The sequence below is a fragment of the Duganella sp. sic0402 genome, from assembly GCF_019219065.1.
In the GTDB taxonomy this organism is placed as follows: domain Bacteria; phylum Pseudomonadota; class Gammaproteobacteria; order Burkholderiales; family Burkholderiaceae_D; genus Rugamonas.
Map to the genome: position 1 here is coordinate 91,981 of NZ_JAHUWK010000012.1, position 17,115 is coordinate 109,095.

16 protein-coding genes are annotated in these 17,115 nt (G+C 62.7%); 12 read left to right on the forward strand and 4 right to left on the reverse strand.

The window, feature by feature from the left end:
* From KW842_RS23360 to KW842_RS23370, 3 genes are all read left to right on the forward strand, one after another.
* Entirely contained in the window at window positions 1–1,323 is a 1,323-nt protein-coding gene (locus KW842_RS23360; RefSeq protein WP_218306526.1) for a TolC family outer membrane protein, read from the forward strand.
* A gap of 141 nt (window positions 1,324–1,464) precedes the next feature.
* On the forward strand, window positions 1,465–2,199 hold the full coding sequence (locus KW842_RS23365) for an SDR family oxidoreductase (RefSeq protein ID WP_218306527.1): 735 nt from the start codon (window positions 1,465–1,467) through the stop codon (window positions 2,197–2,199).
* A 72-nt stretch (window positions 2,200–2,271) separates the two neighbouring features.
* Window positions 2,272–3,222, forward strand: a complete 951-nt coding sequence (locus tag KW842_RS23370) for a hypothetical protein (RefSeq protein WP_218306528.1) — start codon at window positions 2,272–2,274, stop codon at window positions 3,220–3,222.
* A gap of 88 nt (window positions 3,223–3,310) precedes the next feature.
* Here KW842_RS23370 and gloA read toward each other — a convergent pair whose 3' ends face one another.
* Genes gloA through KW842_RS23385 form a run of 3 tightly spaced genes read right to left on the reverse strand, consistent with a single transcriptional unit; the run spans window position 3,311 to window position 5,385 of the window.
* On the reverse strand, window positions 3,311–3,718 hold the full coding sequence (gene gloA / locus KW842_RS23375) for a lactoylglutathione lyase (protein WP_218306529.1): 408 nt from the start codon (window positions 3,716–3,718) through the stop codon (window positions 3,311–3,313).
* Window positions 3,719–3,757: 39 nt separating this feature from the next.
* Window positions 3,758–5,116: a sorbosone dehydrogenase family protein gene (locus KW842_RS23380; RefSeq protein ID WP_218306530.1), complete on the reverse strand. Its 1,359-nt coding sequence runs from the start codon at window positions 5,114–5,116 to the stop codon at window positions 3,758–3,760.
* Window positions 5,117–5,145: 29 nt separating this feature from the next.
* Window positions 5,146–5,385 (reverse strand): hypothetical protein, encoded by a 240-nt coding sequence (locus KW842_RS23385; RefSeq protein ID WP_218306531.1) that lies wholly within the window; start codon window positions 5,383–5,385, stop codon window positions 5,146–5,148.
* Between the two features lie 130 nt (window positions 5,386–5,515).
* Between KW842_RS23385 and KW842_RS23390 the strand changes: the two genes are divergently transcribed.
* The 8 genes from KW842_RS23390 (at window position 5,516) to can (ending at window position 15,257) form a co-directional block, all read left to right on the forward strand.
* Window positions 5,516–6,550 (forward strand): DUF3667 domain-containing protein, encoded by a 1,035-nt coding sequence (locus tag KW842_RS23390; RefSeq protein WP_218306532.1) that lies wholly within the window; start codon window positions 5,516–5,518, stop codon window positions 6,548–6,550.
* Between the two features lie 123 nt (window positions 6,551–6,673).
* Window positions 6,674–7,582 carry an NAD kinase gene (locus KW842_RS23395; RefSeq protein WP_218306533.1) on the forward strand — a complete coding sequence of 303 codons (909 nt, stop codon included), beginning with the start codon at window positions 6,674–6,676 and terminating at the stop codon, window positions 7,580–7,582.
* 17 nt (window positions 7,583–7,599) lie between these two features.
* Window positions 7,600–9,252, forward strand: coding sequence for a DNA repair protein RecN (gene recN, locus KW842_RS23400; protein WP_218306534.1), 1,653 nt, complete (start codon window positions 7,600–7,602; stop codon window positions 9,250–9,252).
* Between the two features lie 118 nt (window positions 9,253–9,370).
* Window positions 9,371–10,480, forward strand: a complete 1,110-nt coding sequence (gene hemH, locus KW842_RS23405) for a ferrochelatase (protein ID WP_218306535.1) — start codon at window positions 9,371–9,373, stop codon at window positions 10,478–10,480.
* 212 nt (window positions 10,481–10,692) lie between these two features.
* On the forward strand, window positions 10,693–11,244 hold the full coding sequence (gene grpE, locus KW842_RS23410; protein ID WP_218306536.1) for a nucleotide exchange factor GrpE: 552 nt from the start codon (window positions 10,693–10,695) through the stop codon (window positions 11,242–11,244).
* A 78-nt stretch (window positions 11,245–11,322) separates the two neighbouring features.
* A complete protein-coding gene (dnaK, locus tag KW842_RS23415) occupies window positions 11,323–13,263 on the forward strand; it encodes a molecular chaperone DnaK (RefSeq protein WP_218306537.1) in 1,941 nt (646 codons plus the stop codon).
* A gap of 107 nt (window positions 13,264–13,370) precedes the next feature.
* Window positions 13,371–14,492 carry a molecular chaperone DnaJ gene (gene dnaJ / locus KW842_RS23420; RefSeq protein ID WP_218306538.1) on the forward strand — a complete coding sequence of 374 codons (1,122 nt, stop codon included), beginning with the start codon at window positions 13,371–13,373 and terminating at the stop codon, window positions 14,490–14,492.
* Window positions 14,493–14,585: 93 nt separating this feature from the next.
* Window positions 14,586–15,257: a carbonate dehydratase gene (gene can / locus KW842_RS23425; protein WP_218306539.1), complete on the forward strand. Its 672-nt coding sequence runs from the start codon at window positions 14,586–14,588 to the stop codon at window positions 15,255–15,257.
* Window positions 15,258–15,263: 6 nt separating this feature from the next.
* On the opposite strand, the gene KW842_RS23430 is transcribed toward can, so the two are convergent.
* Window positions 15,264–16,121, reverse strand: coding sequence for an oxygenase MpaB family protein (locus tag KW842_RS23430; RefSeq protein WP_218306540.1), 858 nt, complete (start codon window positions 16,119–16,121; stop codon window positions 15,264–15,266).
* A 120-nt stretch (window positions 16,122–16,241) separates the two neighbouring features.
* Between KW842_RS23430 and KW842_RS23435 the strand changes: the two genes are divergently transcribed.
* Window positions 16,242–17,111, forward strand: a complete 870-nt coding sequence (locus KW842_RS23435; protein ID WP_218306541.1) for a TauD/TfdA family dioxygenase — start codon at window positions 16,242–16,244, stop codon at window positions 17,109–17,111.
* The last annotated feature ends 4 nt before the right edge of the window (window positions 17,112–17,115 follow it).

Genomic DNA, 17,115 nt, shown 5'->3' on the forward strand with positions numbered 1-17,115 from the left:
ATGCAGAGACCCCTTATCGCCGTGCTGATCACCAGCGCCTTCTTGACGCTCAATGCACAGGCGGCCGACCTGATCCAGGTGTACCAGCAAGCACTGGCCAATGACGCGACTTACGCCAGCGCGCGTTCGTCGCTGGCTGCTGGCCAGGAACGCATCACTCAGGGGCGCTCGGTTCTGCTGCCGGTAATTGCCGCCAGTGGCAGCAGCACCCGCAACTCCGGCGACGCGACATCGGCCGAGTTCCTGACCGGGAACATGATCAAGAACGACGTCCGCAACCACGCCAACACCTACACTGTGTCGCTGTCGCAGCCGCTGTTCAACTGGGCCGCGTGGGAAACCTACCAGCAGAGCAAGCTGTCGCAGGCCACCGCCGAGGCGACTTTCTCGCAGGCGCAGCAGGACCTGATCTTGCGCGTCGCGCAAGCCTACTTCGACGTGCTGACTGCGCAGGATAATCTGACCTCGACCCAGGCGCAGAAAGTGGCGACCACCGAACAGCTGGCATCGGCCAAGCGCAACTTTGAAGTCGGCACCCAGACCATCACCGACACCCACGAGGCGCAAGCCGCGTACGACCTGGTGGTGGCGCAGGAATTCGCCGCCATCAATGACCTGGAAAACCGGCGTACCGCGCTGCAGGTGGTGATTGGCCAGACGCCGGCCACGCTGGCGCCGCTGCGCACCGGCGTCACCATCGCGCCGCCATCGCCGGCTACGGCGGAGCCGTGGATCACTTCGGCCGAATCGCAGAACTATTCGGTGGTGGCAGCTGGCCTGAATGTGGAAATCGCCAAGCGCGAGATCAAGCGCAACCGCGCCGGCCACCTGCCGACCGCCAACCTGGTCGCCAGCAGCTCGCATAACAGCGTGACCGGCGGCGGCAGCACGGTCAACAACAACGCCATCGGCGTCAGCTGGAATATTCCGATCTTCAACGGCTTTGCGATCACCAGCAAGGTGCGCGAAACCATCGCGCTGGAAGACAAGGCGCGCAACGATCTGGAAGCGACCCGCCGCGCCGCCGCGCAAAATGCGCGTCAGGCCTTCCTGGGCATGAACAGCGGCCTGGCGCAGGTCAAGGCGCTGGAAGCGGCGGAGGTGTCGAGCAAGTCGTCGCTGGAATCGAACAAGCTGGGCTACCAGGTCGGCGTGCGTATCAATATCGACGTGCTGAATGCGCAGAAGCTGCTGTATTCGACCCAGAAGGATCTGTCGAAAGCCCGCTACGACACCATCATGAACGGCCTGCGCCTGAAGTCGGCGGCCGGCTCGCTGAAGGAAGAAGACCTGGCGCCGATCAACGCGCTGTTGCAGCACTAAGCAGATGCCGGCCTCAGCGCCGGCATTTTTTTCGGCTCAATTATTAGTTAAAACTGCATAGTCATAGCAATTTACGTGGATTTATTTCATTTGTTATTCAGCGGATACTGTACTCATTCGCAAACAACCAAGGAGTAGGCCATGAAACAAGTTGCCATTGTTACCGGCGCATCGCGCGGCATCGGCGCCGCCATCGCACAACGCCTGGCGCGGGATGGTTACGCCGTGGTGGTCAACTACGCCGGCAATGCGGCCGAGGCGGCCAAGGTGGTGGACGCCATCACCGCCGCCGGCGGCAGCGCCATCGCGCTGCAGGCTGACGTGTCCGAGGCCGCCGCCGTGCGCGGCCTGTTCGATCAGACCATCGCCCAGCTGGGCCGGGTGGACGTGCTGGTCAACAACGCCGGCATCATGCCGCCACAGCTGCCGCACCTGGCGGCCACCGACGACGCCACCTTCGACCGCCTGATCGCGGTCAACCTGAAGGGCAGCTTCAACACCATGCGCGAGGCGGCGACGCGGCTGGAGCAGGGCGGCCGCATCATCAACTTCTCGACCAGCCTGGTCGCCACGCGCCTGCCCGGCTATGCGGTGTATACCGCCACCAAGGCCGGCGTGGAAGCGCTGACCAACATCCTCGCCAAGGAACTGCGCGGCAAAGGCATTACCGTCAACGCCGTCGCGCCGGGGCCGACCGCCACCGCGCTGTTCCTGGATGGCAAAACGCCGGAAACCATCGACCGCCTGGCCAAGATGCCGCCGCTGGAGCGGCTGGGCGAACCGGAAGATATCGCCAACGCCGTGTCTTTCCTGGCCAGCAAGGATGGCGGATGGATCAACGGCCAGACGCTGCGCGCCAATGGGGGGATGGTGTAAGGCGCGTTGGACTAAACCTTACTGAGAAGGTAGTATGCGGGGCTGTCAAGGTTATTAAATAGTTAAACTTAAATGCCAAGCTCCGAAAAAACAGGTTTAAGCAACCAGCAGTGGATGGCGCTGGCCGGCGGTTTCGCCGTGCTGGCGCTGCTGGTCATGATGTGGCGCTGGGGCGGCACGGTCGAGGACTCGCAAGCGTATTTCGATACCGCCCGTTATCTGCGCGGCGAAGTGCCGGCCAGCGAATTGCGCGCGCCATTTCCTTACAGGCTGCTGGCGCCAGCCGTGGCGGCCGCGATTCCCGGCGATACCCGCCAAAGTTTCGCGTTGCTGAACTGGCTTTGCATCAGCGCCAGCGCGATCATGATGGCATTGACGGTGTTGCGGGTTGGCGCCAGCCGTAAGGCTGCTGTGATCGCTGGACTGATGATGATTGTCTCGGTGCCTACCTACTGGTACGCGCCCTACCTGCTGACTGACCCCGCCTCGATCTGCGCGCGCGCCGCGTTTGTGCTGGCGGTGTTGAGCGGCCAGCCCTGGCTGGCGGCGCTGGCAGGCGTGACGGCTTCTGCCGTGCGCGAAGAAAATATCCTGCTGCTGGTGTGGCTGCTGGCCATGCGCCGCATCAGCATTCCTGCCGGACTGGCCGCGCTGGCGCTGGCTGGCGCGTGGATGGTTGCGGTGCGCTGGTGGCTGATCCCCGGCCTGCCTGGCTATGTCTGGGCGCCCAGCATCCACACGGTGCTGACCGCGCTGCAAGATGTGCGTTCGCTGGCATCGCTGGCGACGGCGGTGGGGCTGGTGTTGCCGCTGGCGCTGCTGGGCATGCGCGCTGCGGCCCCGGATACGCCGGCGGCGGCACTGCGGCCGCTGAAATCTTTACTGCTGCTGATGGTGCTACCGCCGCTGTACGCAGCACTGTGCGTGCGGGTTGACGGTCGCGCCATCTGGGGCCTGTACCCGATGCTGGCGCCATTTGCCGCCATTTATTGCGCCAGCCTGTTGCCGCGCCGTCAGGTATGAGCACGGCCGAGGCCTAGCAAGCGCTGCGGCCACGCCATCAGCAGGCACGCCATGCGCCAGTCTCTGCTGGCGTTTGCGGTGTGATGGTTTAGAGGCCAGCGCCAGCGCCGTCAAAGCTGCGTTCGATCAATTCGATCTTGTAGCCGTCCGGATCGGTGACGAAGGCGATGACGGTGCTGCCGCCCTTGACCGGGCCCGGCTCGCGCGTAACGGCGCCGCCATTGGCCTTGACTGCGGCGGCCGCGCTGTAAATATCGTCCGCCGAAATCGCGATGTGGCCATAGGCGTTGCCCATGTCGTAGCTGGTGGTGCCGTAGTTGTAGGTCAGCTCCAGCTCGGCGTGCTCGGGGTTGGCGCCGTAGCCGAGGAAGGCCAGCGTGTACTGGTACTCCGGGTTGTCGCTGGTGCGCAGCAGCTTCATGCCCAGTACATTGGTGTAAAAGTCGATGGAACGCTGCAGGTCGCCGACCCGCAGCATGGTGTGCAAAATGCGCATGGTAAATCCTTGTAGGTGAAAGCCAAGGCAAGGATTTTATCAGCGGCTGGCGGTTTTCGCCGGCGCAGCAGTGGTTGGCGCTACCCGCCAGATGATGTTGCCGACGTCGTCGGCAACCAGCAGCGCGCCTTGCTTGTCGACCGCTACGCCGACCGGACGGCCGCGCGCCTTGCCTTCCTTGTCGAGGAAGCCGCTGAGGAAGTCCTGCGGCGGGCCGGATGGCTTGCCGTTGCTGAACGGGATGAACACCACTTTGTAGCCGCTGTGCGGCTTGCGGTTCCATGAACCATGCTGGCCGATGAACACGCCGCCCTGGTAAGCCTGCGGGAACAGCTTGCCGTTGTAGAAGGCCAGCCCCAGTGATGCCGTGTGGCCGCCCAGCGCGTAGTCGGGCACGATGGCCTTGGCCACCAGTTCCGGCTTCTGTGGCTTGACGCGCGTGTCGACGTGCTGGCCGAAGTAGCTGTATGGCCAGCCGTAGAAGCCGCCTTCCTTCACCGAAGTCATGTAGTCAGGCACCAGGTCGTTGCCCAGTTCATCGCGCTCGTTGACGGCGGTCCACAGCGTGTTGGTTTGCGGCTCGAAGTCCATGCCGTTGGGATTGCGCAAGCCGGTGGCGAACAGCGCCGATTTATTGCTGGCGATGTCCAGCCGCCAGATGGCGGCGCGGCCCTGTTCAGCCTCGATACCGTTTTCGGCGACGTTGCTGTTCGAGCCGACCGTTACGTACAGATATTTGCCGTCCGGGCTGGCGACCAGATTTTTGGTCCAGTGGTGGTTGATGGTGCCAGCCGGCAGGTCCATCACCTTGACGCCGGCCGTGGTGATGCTGGTAGCGCCTTCCTGATACGGGAAGCGCACCACGGCGTCGGTGTTGGCGACATACAGATTGTTGCCCACCAGCGCCATGCCGAACGGCGAGTTCAGCCCTTTCAGGAATACGCTGCGGCTTTGCGCGCCGCCCTTGCCATCGACGCCGCGCAGCAGCGTGATGCGGTTGGCCGGTGCGCTGACCGCGCCGGCTTTCTTCTGCATATGCTTCATCACCGCGCCCTTGATGCCCTTGCTGTCGTCCGGCTTGGGCGGGGCGTTGGTTTCCGCCACCAGCACGTCGCCGTTGGGCAGCGTGTAGACCCAGCGCGGATGGTCGAGATCGCGCGCATAGGCGCTGACGCTGAAGCCGGCCGCTGGCGCTGGCTGCTCCTGCGCCGACGACCATGGCGCGGCCGGCGCCACATTCACCGTTGGCACCAGCTTGCGGTCCGGCTCCGGCAGTTGCGGTTGCGGACCGAAGCCGACCGGGTAGGACTGCGCCAGGGCCAGCGGCGGCAGTATGGTGGCGCTGATCAGCAGCGTCAGGGCGGACAGGGCAGGGGCGTGGGCGGTAGGCTGGCGCATGAAGTTGAACTCCTTGTCGTGGTCGCGGTTTAGTCGCGCTTGGTGTGTGGTTGCGGTTCTGCCTTGGCGTTGTCGCGTGGTTTCTGGACGCCGCGCTGGTTGTGCAGGTCGGTGTCCACCAGGCCGGCGTCGATGTCGCTGGCGGCCTGGCGGATGATGCTGTGCTGCTTGTTACCGTTGCCGTCTGGCGACTCGTCGCGCTCGTGCGGCATGCGTTTGACGCCGTCGTCTTTGACTTTGGCGTCGGTATTGACGTGTTGATCTTTCATGGCTGCCTCCGTGGCGTTGTCATAAGGCCATCTTAACTAGTTGGTTTTACGTCAGTCGCCACATTGAATTTTGACAATATTGCCGGGAAGTCGTTTATGATTTAGACCACTTCTTGATCGGGATAGATGCATGAGCACTGCTGTCGTCGCGCCGGAAAACTGCGCCAACTGTGAAGCGCCGCTGAGCGGCCATTTCTGTTCCAACTGCGGTCAGGAGGCGGTGCTGCATCACGCCAGCACGCGCGAGTTCCTGCATGAATTCGTTGGCCACTATGTGGCGCTGGAGGGCAAGCTGTGGGGTTCGCTGGTGCGGCTGATGTTCCGTCCGGGCCTGCTGACCAATGAATACATGCGCGGCCGCCGGGTGCGCTTTGTACAGCCGCTGCGGCTGTACCTGTCGTTCAGCCTGCTGTTCTTCGTGCTGGTGAAATTCAGCGGCCACTCGACCAGCGAGGACGATCTTGATCAGGTGGAAGCACCGGCCGCCCAGGTGTCGGTGCTGAAGCAGGCCAGCAAGAAAATCGACCCGGAGGCTGCGGAAAGCGCCGCCGCCGCCGAGGCCGCGATAGCCCGGATGCAGCGCGAACAAAAGTCCAGTGTCAACGCGCATCCAGCGCCTGCCGCGCCGGCGCCGGCGGCGCCGGACAGTGTCGTCGAACCCGACGTCAAGGACAACTCACAGCGCAGGATGGCCAACGACCAGGTTGACCACTGGCTGGCCGATCGCGGCCTGGACACACTGCGCCACAAGTGGAGCGCAATCAGCCATATGTCGAACGAGCAGCAGAAAGCGGCGCTGGAGACCGGCTTTTACCGCTATGCGCCGTACGCGATTTTCTGCCTGATGCCGTTCTTCGCGCTATATCTGAAAGTGCTTTACCTCGGTTCCGGCCGGCGTTTCGGCGAGCATGTGCTGTTCGCGCTGCATACCAACGCCTTCGCCTTCCTGATATTCACGCTGATGCTGGTGATCCCGGTCGGCTTCATCGATTTTCTGCTGTGGTGCTGGCTGCTGGGCTATCTGCCATGGGCGATGCGGCGCGTGTATCACAGCAGCCGTGGCGGCACCTTCATGCGCTGGGCGGTGCTGATGTTCTTCTACAGTATCTCGGTGGCCGTGGCGCTGAGCTTCGCCGCCGCGCTGGGCGTGATCACCGCCCACTAGGGCGACGCTTGCATTAAATACTGTTTAAATGTACAGTGGCAAGGCCGGTAGGTGATGGCATGCGGCGGGTTTATGAGTTACCCTGCTGCGTGTTCCCGCCCCTAGCCTAAAGCCGAGATTTTTATGACCGCCACGCACGCTGTTTTTCACACTATCGCACTGGTCGTGCGCCCGAATACCGACGGCATCGCCGAGTCGGTTGGCAGCGTGGTCGATTTCCTCACCCAGCGCGGCTGCGAGGTAGTGTTTGAAGAGCAGACCGCCGCCCACCTGGGCATGCAGCTGGACGATGCGCGGGTGCTGAGCGCGGCAGCCATCGGCGCCGAATGCGACGCCGCCATCATCATGGGCGGCGACGGCACCATGCTCGGCATTGCGCGCCAGCTGGCACCGTTCGATGTGCCGCTGATCGGTATCAACCAGGGCCGGCTCGGCTTCATGACCGATATTCCATCCGATGGCATGCTGGATGTGCTGGAACGCATCCTCGGCGGCAGCTTCAAGGCCGAGCGCCGCACGCTGCTGGAAGGGCGGGTGGTGCGCGCCGGCCAGACCATCCACGTCGGCATGGCGGTCAACGATGTGGTGGTGTCGCGCGGTACCGGCGCCGGTATGGCCGAGCTGCGCGTCGACGTCGACGGCCAGTTCATGTACAACCAGCGCTCCGACGGCCTGATCATCTCCACCCCGACCGGCTCCACCGCCTACGCGCTGTCGGCTGGCGGACCGCTGCTGCATCCGTCGCTGGGCGGCATCGTGCTGGTGCCGATTGCGCCGCACGCGCTGTCCAACCGGCCGATCGTGCTGCCGGAATCCAGCGAGATCATTATTGAAATCGTGCGCGGGCGCGACATCAGCGTCAACTTCGATATGCAAACCTTTGCCAGCCTGCAGTCCCAGGACCGGATCGTGATCCAGCGCTCGCCGCATGCGATCACCTTCCTGCACCCGGACGGCTGGAGCTACTACCACACCTTGCGTGAAAAACTGCACTGGAACGAGTATCCGTCCGGTGAGGGCAAGCTCAATTAACCACCCACCAGGCCTCCATGCTGCGTACCCTGTCCATCCGTGATTTCGTTATTGTCGAGTCGATCGAACTGGAATTTTCCGCCGGTTTCACTGTGTTCACCGGCGAGACCGGGGCCGGCAAGTCGATCCTGATCGATGCGCTGACGCTGGCGCTGGGCGGACGCGGCGACGCCAGCGTGGTGCGCGAAGGTGCGGCCAAGGCAGACATCACGGCGGACTTCGCGGTCAGCGCGCAGGCGCGCGCCTGGCTGGTGGCGCATGAATTCGCGGTCGAGGAAGATGGCGCGCTGCTGCGCCGGGTGATCGACAACGCCGGCCGCAGCAAGGCCTATATCAACGGCGTGGCGGCGACGGCGGCGCAGTTGCGCGAGCTGGGCGATCTGCTGGTGGATATTCACGGCCAGCACGCGCACCAGTCGCTGATGAAGACCGAGGCGCAGCGCGACCTGCTGGATGGCCAGGCCGGCGCGGATGCCCAGGCGCGCGCGGTGGCGGCGGCCTACAAGGCGTGGCGCGCACTGTCCAGGCAGCTGGAGGAGTTTGAAACCAATGCGGCCAATGTGCTCTACGAGCGCGAGCGGCTGGAGTGGCAGGTCAACGAGCTGGAAAAGCTGGCGGTCAAGCCGGGCGAATGGCTGGAGGTCAGCAACGAACAAAGCCGCTTGTCGCACGCAGCCAGTTTGCTGGAAGGCGCGCAGGAAGCGCTGGCGGTGATTTCGGAGGCGGAGGATCATCCGATTCTGTCGCAGCTGTCGTCGCTGAACCAGAAGCTGGGCAAGCTGGCGGATATCGATAGCGGCTTGCAGCCGATTGTCGATCTGATCGAACCGGCGCGCATCCAGTTGCAGGAGGCGGTGTATGCGCTCAACGATTATCTGGACCGGGTTGATCTCGACCCGTCGCGGCTGCGCACGGTGGAAGCGCGCATGGATGCGATCCATTCGGCGTCTCGCAAGTTCCGCGTGCCGGAGGAGCAGTTGCACGAGGAGCACGCCAGGCTGGCCACGCGCCTGTCGCAGCTGGCCGACGCCACCGATCTGGAGGGTTTGCGCAAGCAGGAGGAGAAGCTGAAGGCTGCCTACCTGGCCGAGGCGGGCAAGCTGTCCGCCACGCGCGTGCAAGCGGCTGCCGCGCTGGGCGATGCGGTCACCAAGGCGATGCAGGAACTGAATATGACGGGCGGCCGCTTCGAGGTCGCATTGCATGCCTGCGAGCCGGCGGCGTATGGCGTCGAGCAGGTGGAATTCCTGGTGGCTGGCCATGCCGGCGTAGCGGCGCGACCGCTGGCCAAGGTCGCCTCGGGCGGCGAGCTGGCGCGGATTTCGCTGGCGATCTCGGTGATCACTTCCAACGCCACCACGGTGCCGACCTTGATCTTCGACGAGGTCGACAGCGGCATCGGCGGCGGCGTGGCGGAAGTGGTGGGGCGTTTGCTGCGCCGTCTCGGCCAGGAGCGCCAGGTGCTGTGCGTGACCCACTTGCCGCAGGTGGCCAGCCAGGCCGGCCAGCACTTCCAGGTGGCCAAGGGCACGCTGGACAATGGCAAGACCGCCTCGCGCATCGACGTGCTGGATGCCAAGTCGCGGGTGGAGGAAATCGCCCGCATGCTGGGCGGCCTGGAAATCACCGCCACCACCCGCAAACACGCCCGCGAACTGCTGGCTTCCTGATATAGCTCGGTTCAAGACCGGAAAATTGGACGATTCTTATCCATTGCGGCCTGCGCTGCAGGCCGGCCTGTTGATTAAAATAGTAAGATAGCGGCTTACGGTAAAACCTAAGCCCTACATGACCTTCCAAAAAGAACCACCGCACAAGCACGGCGCCACCGGCCGCAGCGCCATCGTCCTGGTCAACCTGGGCACGCCGGACGCACCGACACGCTCCGCAGTCCGCCGCTACCTGAAAGAATTCCTGTCCGACCCGCGCGTGGTCGAGATTCCGCGCGCCGTCTGGTGGTTCATCCTGAACCTGATCATCCTGCCGTTCCGCTCCGGCCAGTCGGCCAAGAAATACGCGTCGATCTGGACCCGTGAAGGCTCGCCGCTGCGCACCCATACCGCCGCTCAGGCGCTGGGCCTGCGCGCCGCCCTCGGCGAACGCGGCCACGAAGACCTGACCGTCGCCATGGCCATGCGCTACGGTTCACCGTCGCTGCCTGAAGTGCTGGACAAGCTGAAAGCCGACGGCGCCGGCCGCATCCTGCTGCTGCCCGCCTATCCGCAATATTCCGGCACCACCACCGGTTCGATCTACGACGCCGTGTTCCAGCACTACGGCAGCGTGCGCAACATCCCGGAACTGCGCTTCGTGCGCAACTACCACGACCACGAAGGCTATATCCGCGCCTTGCAGCAGTCGGTGCTGAATCACTGGGAGCAGCACGGCAAGCCGGAAAAGCTGGTGATGTCCTTCCACGGCGTGCCCAAGCGCACGCTGATGCTGGGCGACCCCTACCACTGCGAATGCCTGAAGACCGCGCGCCTGCTGGCCGCCGCCCTCAAACTGGCGCCGGAACAGTACCTCGTCACCTTCCAGTCGCGCTTCGGCAAGGCTGAATGGCTGCAGCCGTACACCGCGCCGAGCGTGGCGCAGCTGGCGCGCGACGGCGTGCGCAAGCTGGACGTGATCTGCCCCGGCTTTATCAGCGACTGCCTGGAGACGCTGGAAGAAATCGCCATGGAGGTGCGCCACGATTTCGAAAGCAATGGCGGCAAAGAGTTCCATTACATCCCGTGCCTGAACGACTCGCCGGCCTGGATCGCCGCGCTGGCGGAAATCGGCGAACAGCACATCATCGGCTGGCCCACCCAGCTGCCGCCGGCAGAGCGCGAACTGCTGAAAAAACAGGCGGAAGCCGGCCGCGCAGCCGCGCTGGCGCTGGGCGCCGCCGACTGAAAAGCAACAATCCCGCCACATCCACACCGTCACCCGATAATCAGCACTTGCGGGTGACGAGTGCCAGCCTGTTAAAATAGCCGCCTGATGCAAGCTTAACGTTGTCGAAATGGCAGGCAAGAAAACCCTTGAAAACGTAGGTTATTGCCCCATTTGCTGCTACAGCGGTAACAAAAGTAATGTCAAACAAATACGATTGTAGGAGTCTCTAGATGCAAGATCAGGAAAATCAAGCCGTACCACCTAATCCAGAGGCGGCTGAAGCCGCTGCGTCGGCCCCACCATCGACCCCGGAAGCAGGCCTGTCTCCACTGGAGCAGCAACTGGCCGACACCGAAGCCAAACTGGCTGAAATGCACGATGCTTTCATGCGCGCCAAAGCCGACGGTGAAAACATCCGCCGCCGCGCCCAGGAAGATGTCGCCAAGGCGCATAAATTCGCCGTGGAGAGCTTTGCCGAAGCCATGGTGCCGGTCAAGGACAGCCTGGAAATGGCGCTGAAAGTTGAGGCGCCAACGGTCGAATCGCTGAAGGAAGGCGTCGAAATGACGCTGAAGCAACTGTCCTCGGCCTTTGAACGCAACCGCCTGATCGCCATCGAACCGGCGCAAGGCGAGAAGCTGGACCCGAACAAGCACCAGGCAGTTGCCGTAGTGCCGGCCGAGCAGGAAGCCAACACGGTCGTCTCGGTGCTGCAAAAAGGCTATATGATCGCCGACCGCCTGCTGCGTCCGGCCATCGTCACCGCAGCGCAGGCTAAATAAAATTTTAAGCTCTTGAAAAGACAGAGCTTTTCCACATATTAGTACCATCTGAACTTTAGCAAATTAAGGAAGAAAATCATGGGTAGAATTATCGGTATCGATCTGGGAACCACGAATTCCTGCGTTTCCGTCATGGAAAACGGTCAGCCAAAGGTAATCGAAAACGCCGAAGGCGCACGTACGACGCCATCGATCATTGCTTACCAAGAAGATGGTGAAATCCTGGTGGGCGCGCCGGCAAAACGCCAGGCCGTGACCAATCCTAAAAACACCCTGTTCGCTGTGAAACGCCTGATCGGTCGTAAATTCGACGAGAAGGAAGTGCAGAAGGACATCGGCCTGATGCCTTACACGATCACCAAAGCCGACAACGGCGATGCGTGGATCGGCGTGCGCGACAAGAAACTGGCCCCGCCACAAATCTCGGCGGAAGTGCTGCGCAAGATGAAGAAAACCGCCGAAGACTACCTGGGTGAAGAAGTCACCGAGGCCGTCATCACCGTACCGGCCTACTTCAACGACTCGCAGCGTCAGGCGACCAAGGACGCCGGCCGTATCGCTGGCCTGGACGTCAAACGCATCATCAACGAACCTACCGCAGCTGCGCTGGCGTTCGGCCTGGACAAGACCGAAAAGGGCGACCGCAAGATCGCCGTGTACGACTTGGGCGGCGGTACCTTCGACGTATCGATCATTGAAATCGCCGACGTGGATGGCGAGAAGCAGTTTGAAGTGCTGTCGACCAACGGCGACACCTTCCTGGGCGGCGAAGACTTCGACCAGCGCGTGATCGACTACATCATTGAAGAGTTCAAGAAGATCAACGGCCTGGACCTGAAAAAAGATCCGATCGCCCTGCAGCGCATCAAGGCTTCGGCCGAGCGCGCGAAGATCGAACTGTCGTCGTCGCAACAGACCGAAATCAACGAGCCGTACATCGCCATGGCGAACGGCGCGCCGGTCCACCTGACGCTGAAAATGACCCGCGCCAAGCTGGAATCGCTGGTGGAAGAGCTGATCATCGCGACCATCGAGCCATGCAAAACCGCGATCAAGGATGCGGGCGTTAAAGTTTCGGACATCGACGACATCATCCTGGTCGGCGGCATGACCCGTATGCCTAAGGTGCAGGAAAAGGTCAAAGAGTTCTTCGGCAAAGATCCACGTAAAGACGTGAATCCGGACGAAGCGGTGGCTGTTGGCGCGGCGATTCAAGGTTCGGTGCTGTCGGGCGAACGCAAAGACCTGCTGCTGCTGGACGTGACCCCGCTGTCGCTGGGTATCGAAACCCTGGGCGGCGTGATGACCAAGATGATTCACAAGAACACCACGATTCCTACCAAGTTCTCGCAAGTGTTCTCGACCGCTGACGACAACCAGCCTGCGGTGACCATCAAGGTCTACCAGGGTGAGCGCGAAATCGCCGCCGGCAACAAAGGCCTGGGCGAGTTCAATCTGGAAGGCATCCCGCCAGCAGCACGCGGCACGCCACAGATCGAAGTGACCTTCGACATCGACGCCAACGGCATTCTGCACGTCGGCGCGAAAGACAAGGCTACCGGCAAAGAGAACAAGATCACGATCAAGGCCAACTCCGGCCTGACCGAAGCGGAAATCCAGAAAATGGTGAAAGACGCTGAAGTCAACGCCGAAGAAGACAAGAAAGTGAAGGAACTGGCTGAGTCGCGCAACCAGGCTGACGCGCTGGTCCACTCGACCCGCAAGTCGCTGACCGAATACGGCGACAAGCTGGAAGCCGGCGAGAAAGAGAAGATCGAAGCTGCGATCGGCGATCTGGAAGCCTCGATCAAATCGGGCGACAAGGCCGAGATCGACGCCAAGGTAGCCGCGCTGTCGACCGCTTCGCAGAAGCTGGGCGAGAAGATGTACGCTGACATGCAAGCGCAGCAAGCTGCTGGCGGCGGTGCTGAAGGCGGCGCGCAGCCAGGCGCCGAGCAAGCCAAGCCACAGGACGACGTGGTGGACGCGGACTTCAAAGAAGTCAAAGACAGCAAGTAATACCCGTCCCCGCGCAAGCGGGTGACGCACGCCGAGTCGTGTGGCAACGCCGCCGGCTCGGCTTTTTCGCATAAATCAGTACAGAATATAAGCAGGATTCCGACACTATGGCAAAGCGTGATTTCTACGAAGTACTCGGGGTCGCCAAGAGCGCAACCGAAGACGAGATCAAGAAGGCCTATCGCAAACTGGCTATGAAGTACCACCCGGACCGCAACCCGGATAGCAAGGATGCGGAAGAGAAATTCAAGGAAGTCAAAGAAGCCTACGAGATGCTGACCACGCCGGACAAGCGCGAGGCGTATGACCGCTATGGCCACGCCGGCGTTGATCCAAACGCGGGCGGCGGCGGTTTCGGTGGCGCGGGCGGTTTCGGCGACGCCTTTGGCGACATCTTCGGCGATATCTTTGGCGGTGGCCGCGGCCGCAGCCAGGGCCCGCAGGTGTACCGCGGCGCCGACTTGCGCTACAACCTGGAAATCACGCTGGAACAGGCGGCGCACGGCTTCGATACCACCATCCGCGTGCCGTCGTGGGACAAGTGCGACACCTGCCACGGTTCCGGCGCCAAGCCAGGCACCTCGCCGGTGACCTGCTCGACGTGCGCCGGCCATGGCCAGGTGCGCATGCAGCAGGGCTTCTTCAGCATCCAGCAGACCTGCCCGAAATGCCACGGCACCGGCAAGATCATCCCTGAGCCATGCGCAGCCTGCTCGGGCCAGGGCCGCATCAAACGCAACAAAACGCTGGAAGTGAAGATCCCGGTCGGCATCGACAACGGCATGCGTATCCGCTCGTCCGGCAACGGCGAACCGGGCACCAACGGCGGGCCATCGGGCGACCTGTATGTGGAAATCCACATCAAGCCGCACCAGGTGTTCCAGCGCGAAGGCGACGACCTGCATTGCGAAATGCCGATTTCGTTCGCCAAGGCGGCCTTGGGCGGCGAAATCGAAGTGCCGACCTTGTCTGGTAAAGTAGCGTTTACGATCCCCGAAGGCACCCAGTCGGGCAAGACCTTCCGCCTCAAGGGCAAGGGCATCAAGGGCGTGCGTTCCGGTTTCGCGGGCGATCTGTTCTGCCACGTTGCAGTGGAAACGCCGGTCAAGCTGACCGACAAGCAGAAAGACCTGCTGCGTGAGTTCGAGAAATCGACCACCGAGGGCGGCAACAAGCACAGCCCGCAAACGAAAACCTGGCGCGACAAAGTGAAGGACTTTTTTGAGTAATCGCTTTGTAACGCTGGATCGGTAGTATCAAGACCGCCGCGCTGCCTTCTTTTGAGGCAGACCGGCGGTCTCTTTATGTACGAGAGGAGTATCATGGAAAGTCTGAAAAACAGCGTATCGCCACTGCGTCACCTGCTGGAGAACAACCGCAACTGGGCGGCGTCGGAAGTCGAGCGCGACCCCGAGTTCTTCCAACGGCTGGCCAACCAGGCCGCGCCGGAATACCTGTGGATCGGTTGCTCGGACAGCCGCGTCCCGGCGAATGAGCTGCTGGGCCTGGCGCCGGGCGACGTGTTCGTTCACCGCAATATCGCCAACGTGGTGGTGCATTCGGACCTGAACTGCCTGTCGGTATTGCAGTTTGCGGTGGAAGTGCTGAAGGTCAAGCACGTGATCATCGTCGGCCACTATGGCTGCAAGGGCGTGCACGCAGCCATGACGGGCACCCGCGTCGGCCTGGTCGACAACTGGCTGCGCCACGTCACCGACGTGCACCAGAAGCACGAGCGCTACATGGGCACCGTGGTCAACGAGCAGAAACGCTCGGAGCGCCTGGTGGAACTGAACGTGGTGGAACAGGTGTCCAACGTGGTGCAAACCACCATCGTGCGCGACGCCTGGGACCGCGGCCAGGAACTGACGGTGCACGGCTGGGTCTACGGCATCAACGACGGCAAGCTGCAGGACATGGGCATCGCCGTCAGCGCGCTGGACCAGTTGGCGTCCGCCGTGCAGCAACGCCTGGCGAAGTACGAAACTGTCTGATCCGGCTTAAGCGCCGGGCGCCGCCGCCAGGCGCCGCGCCGCCTGTACTGGCGGCGTGTCGCCCAGCGGTGCCAGCGCGGCGGCGCGCGCCAGCAGGCGCACCAGCGTGGCCTCGCCAAAGCGCAGGCCCTGGCCGCGCAATTGCGGCAGTGAGCGCACCGGTTCCGGTGTGATCGCCACAGCAGCGCGCACCAGCAGCCGTTGCAGCCAGCGCAGCGGCACGGGCAAAATTTTTGCCTGCGCCATGATGCGCATGAAATCGGCAAGGATGTCCGATCCTTCCAGTCCTGGCGCGGTGGCCGCCAGCAGGCTTTCCCATTCCGCCCACGAGCGCGGCGCACCAATGGCGCCATACAGCTGGGCCGACGATGCGCCTTCCGCGAACGACGCGTCTTTTTCTTCGCGCGACAAATGCTGCGCATAGCAGTGATACGCCTCGGTAAAGCCGAAGGCGGCGGTGGCGTGCACCCAGTCCAGCAGGCGCGGATCGTTGGCGTGGTAGGCCGTGCCGTCCGGCGTCTCGCCCTGCACATGGCCGTGCATGCGCACCACGTGGCCGATCAGCTTCTCGGCCGCCGAGCGCGGGCCGTAGACCGTCATCATGGCGGCAAAGCCGGTGCGCTTGAGCCGCGTCTGCGGATCGCGCTGGAAGCTGCTGTGGTCCCATACGCCGGTGCGCACCGACGGCTCGGCCAGTTCCAGCAGCACCGCTGTGACGCCGCCGACGAACAAGGCAATCGGATTCGCGAAGATCCTCCACGAGACCCCATCCGCAGGCGACAGGGCGGGCTCGCCCGCTGGCTGGCTGAAGTCGAAGGCCATGCCGGCGGGCGGCTTCATCAAGTCTTGGATGGCACTCAGCATCGGCAGCTCCTCAGGCGCGCAGGTAATGACGCTAGGTAATAACGATATCGGATAAGCTTCGTTTTCTAAATAAGGATGGCGGCATAGACTGTATCGCACATTATTGTCGGGGTATGTGCGATGGCTGCTGTTTTGCAGGAGACTTTTCAGCTTGCGTTGTTTGATGCGCCGCTCGGCGCCGAGATTCTGGGCCTGGACCTGGATCGCCCGCTGCCGCAGCGCGACTTTCAACGCCTGCACAAGGCGCACCTGGATCACCATCTGCTGGTGTTCCGCAACCAGCGTATCACGCCGCAGCAGCAGGTGGATTTCAGCCGCCGTTTCGGCCCGCTGCAAATTCATGTGCTGCGCAATTTCCAGCTGCCTTCCCATCCGGAAGTGCTGATCATCTCCAACATCATCGAGGACGGCCAGCCGGTCGGACTTGGCGATGCCGGTCACTTCTGGCATTCCGACCTTTCCTACAAAGAGACGCCCAGCCTCGGTTCGATGCTGCACGCGCAGGAGCTGCCGTCCGAAGGCGGCGATACGCTGTTCGCCAATATGCACCTGGCCTACGATACGCTGCCCGCCGCCTTGCGCAACGCCGTGCAGGGCGCGCGCGCCGAGCATAGCTATCTGGCGCAATACGATGAGCTGCGCCGCCGCAGTCCGTTCCGCCCGGCGCTGACGCAGGCGCAGATCGACGAGGTCAAGCCGGTGCAGCATCCGGTGGTGCGTACGCATCCGGAAACCGGCCGCAAGGCGCTGTTCGTCAGCGAGCATTTCACTACCCGTATCGTTGGCCTGCCCGAAGACGAAAGCCGCGCGCTGCTGAATGAGCTGTTTGCGCACAGCGTCAAGCCGGAGCATGTGTACCGCCACCAGTGGGCGCCGCATGACCTGGTGTTCTGGGATAACCGTTCGCTGATGCATCTGGCGGCGGGTACGCCGGCGCATCTGCGCCGCAAGCTGTATCGCACTACCATCGAAGGCGATGTGCCTTTCTAACTTA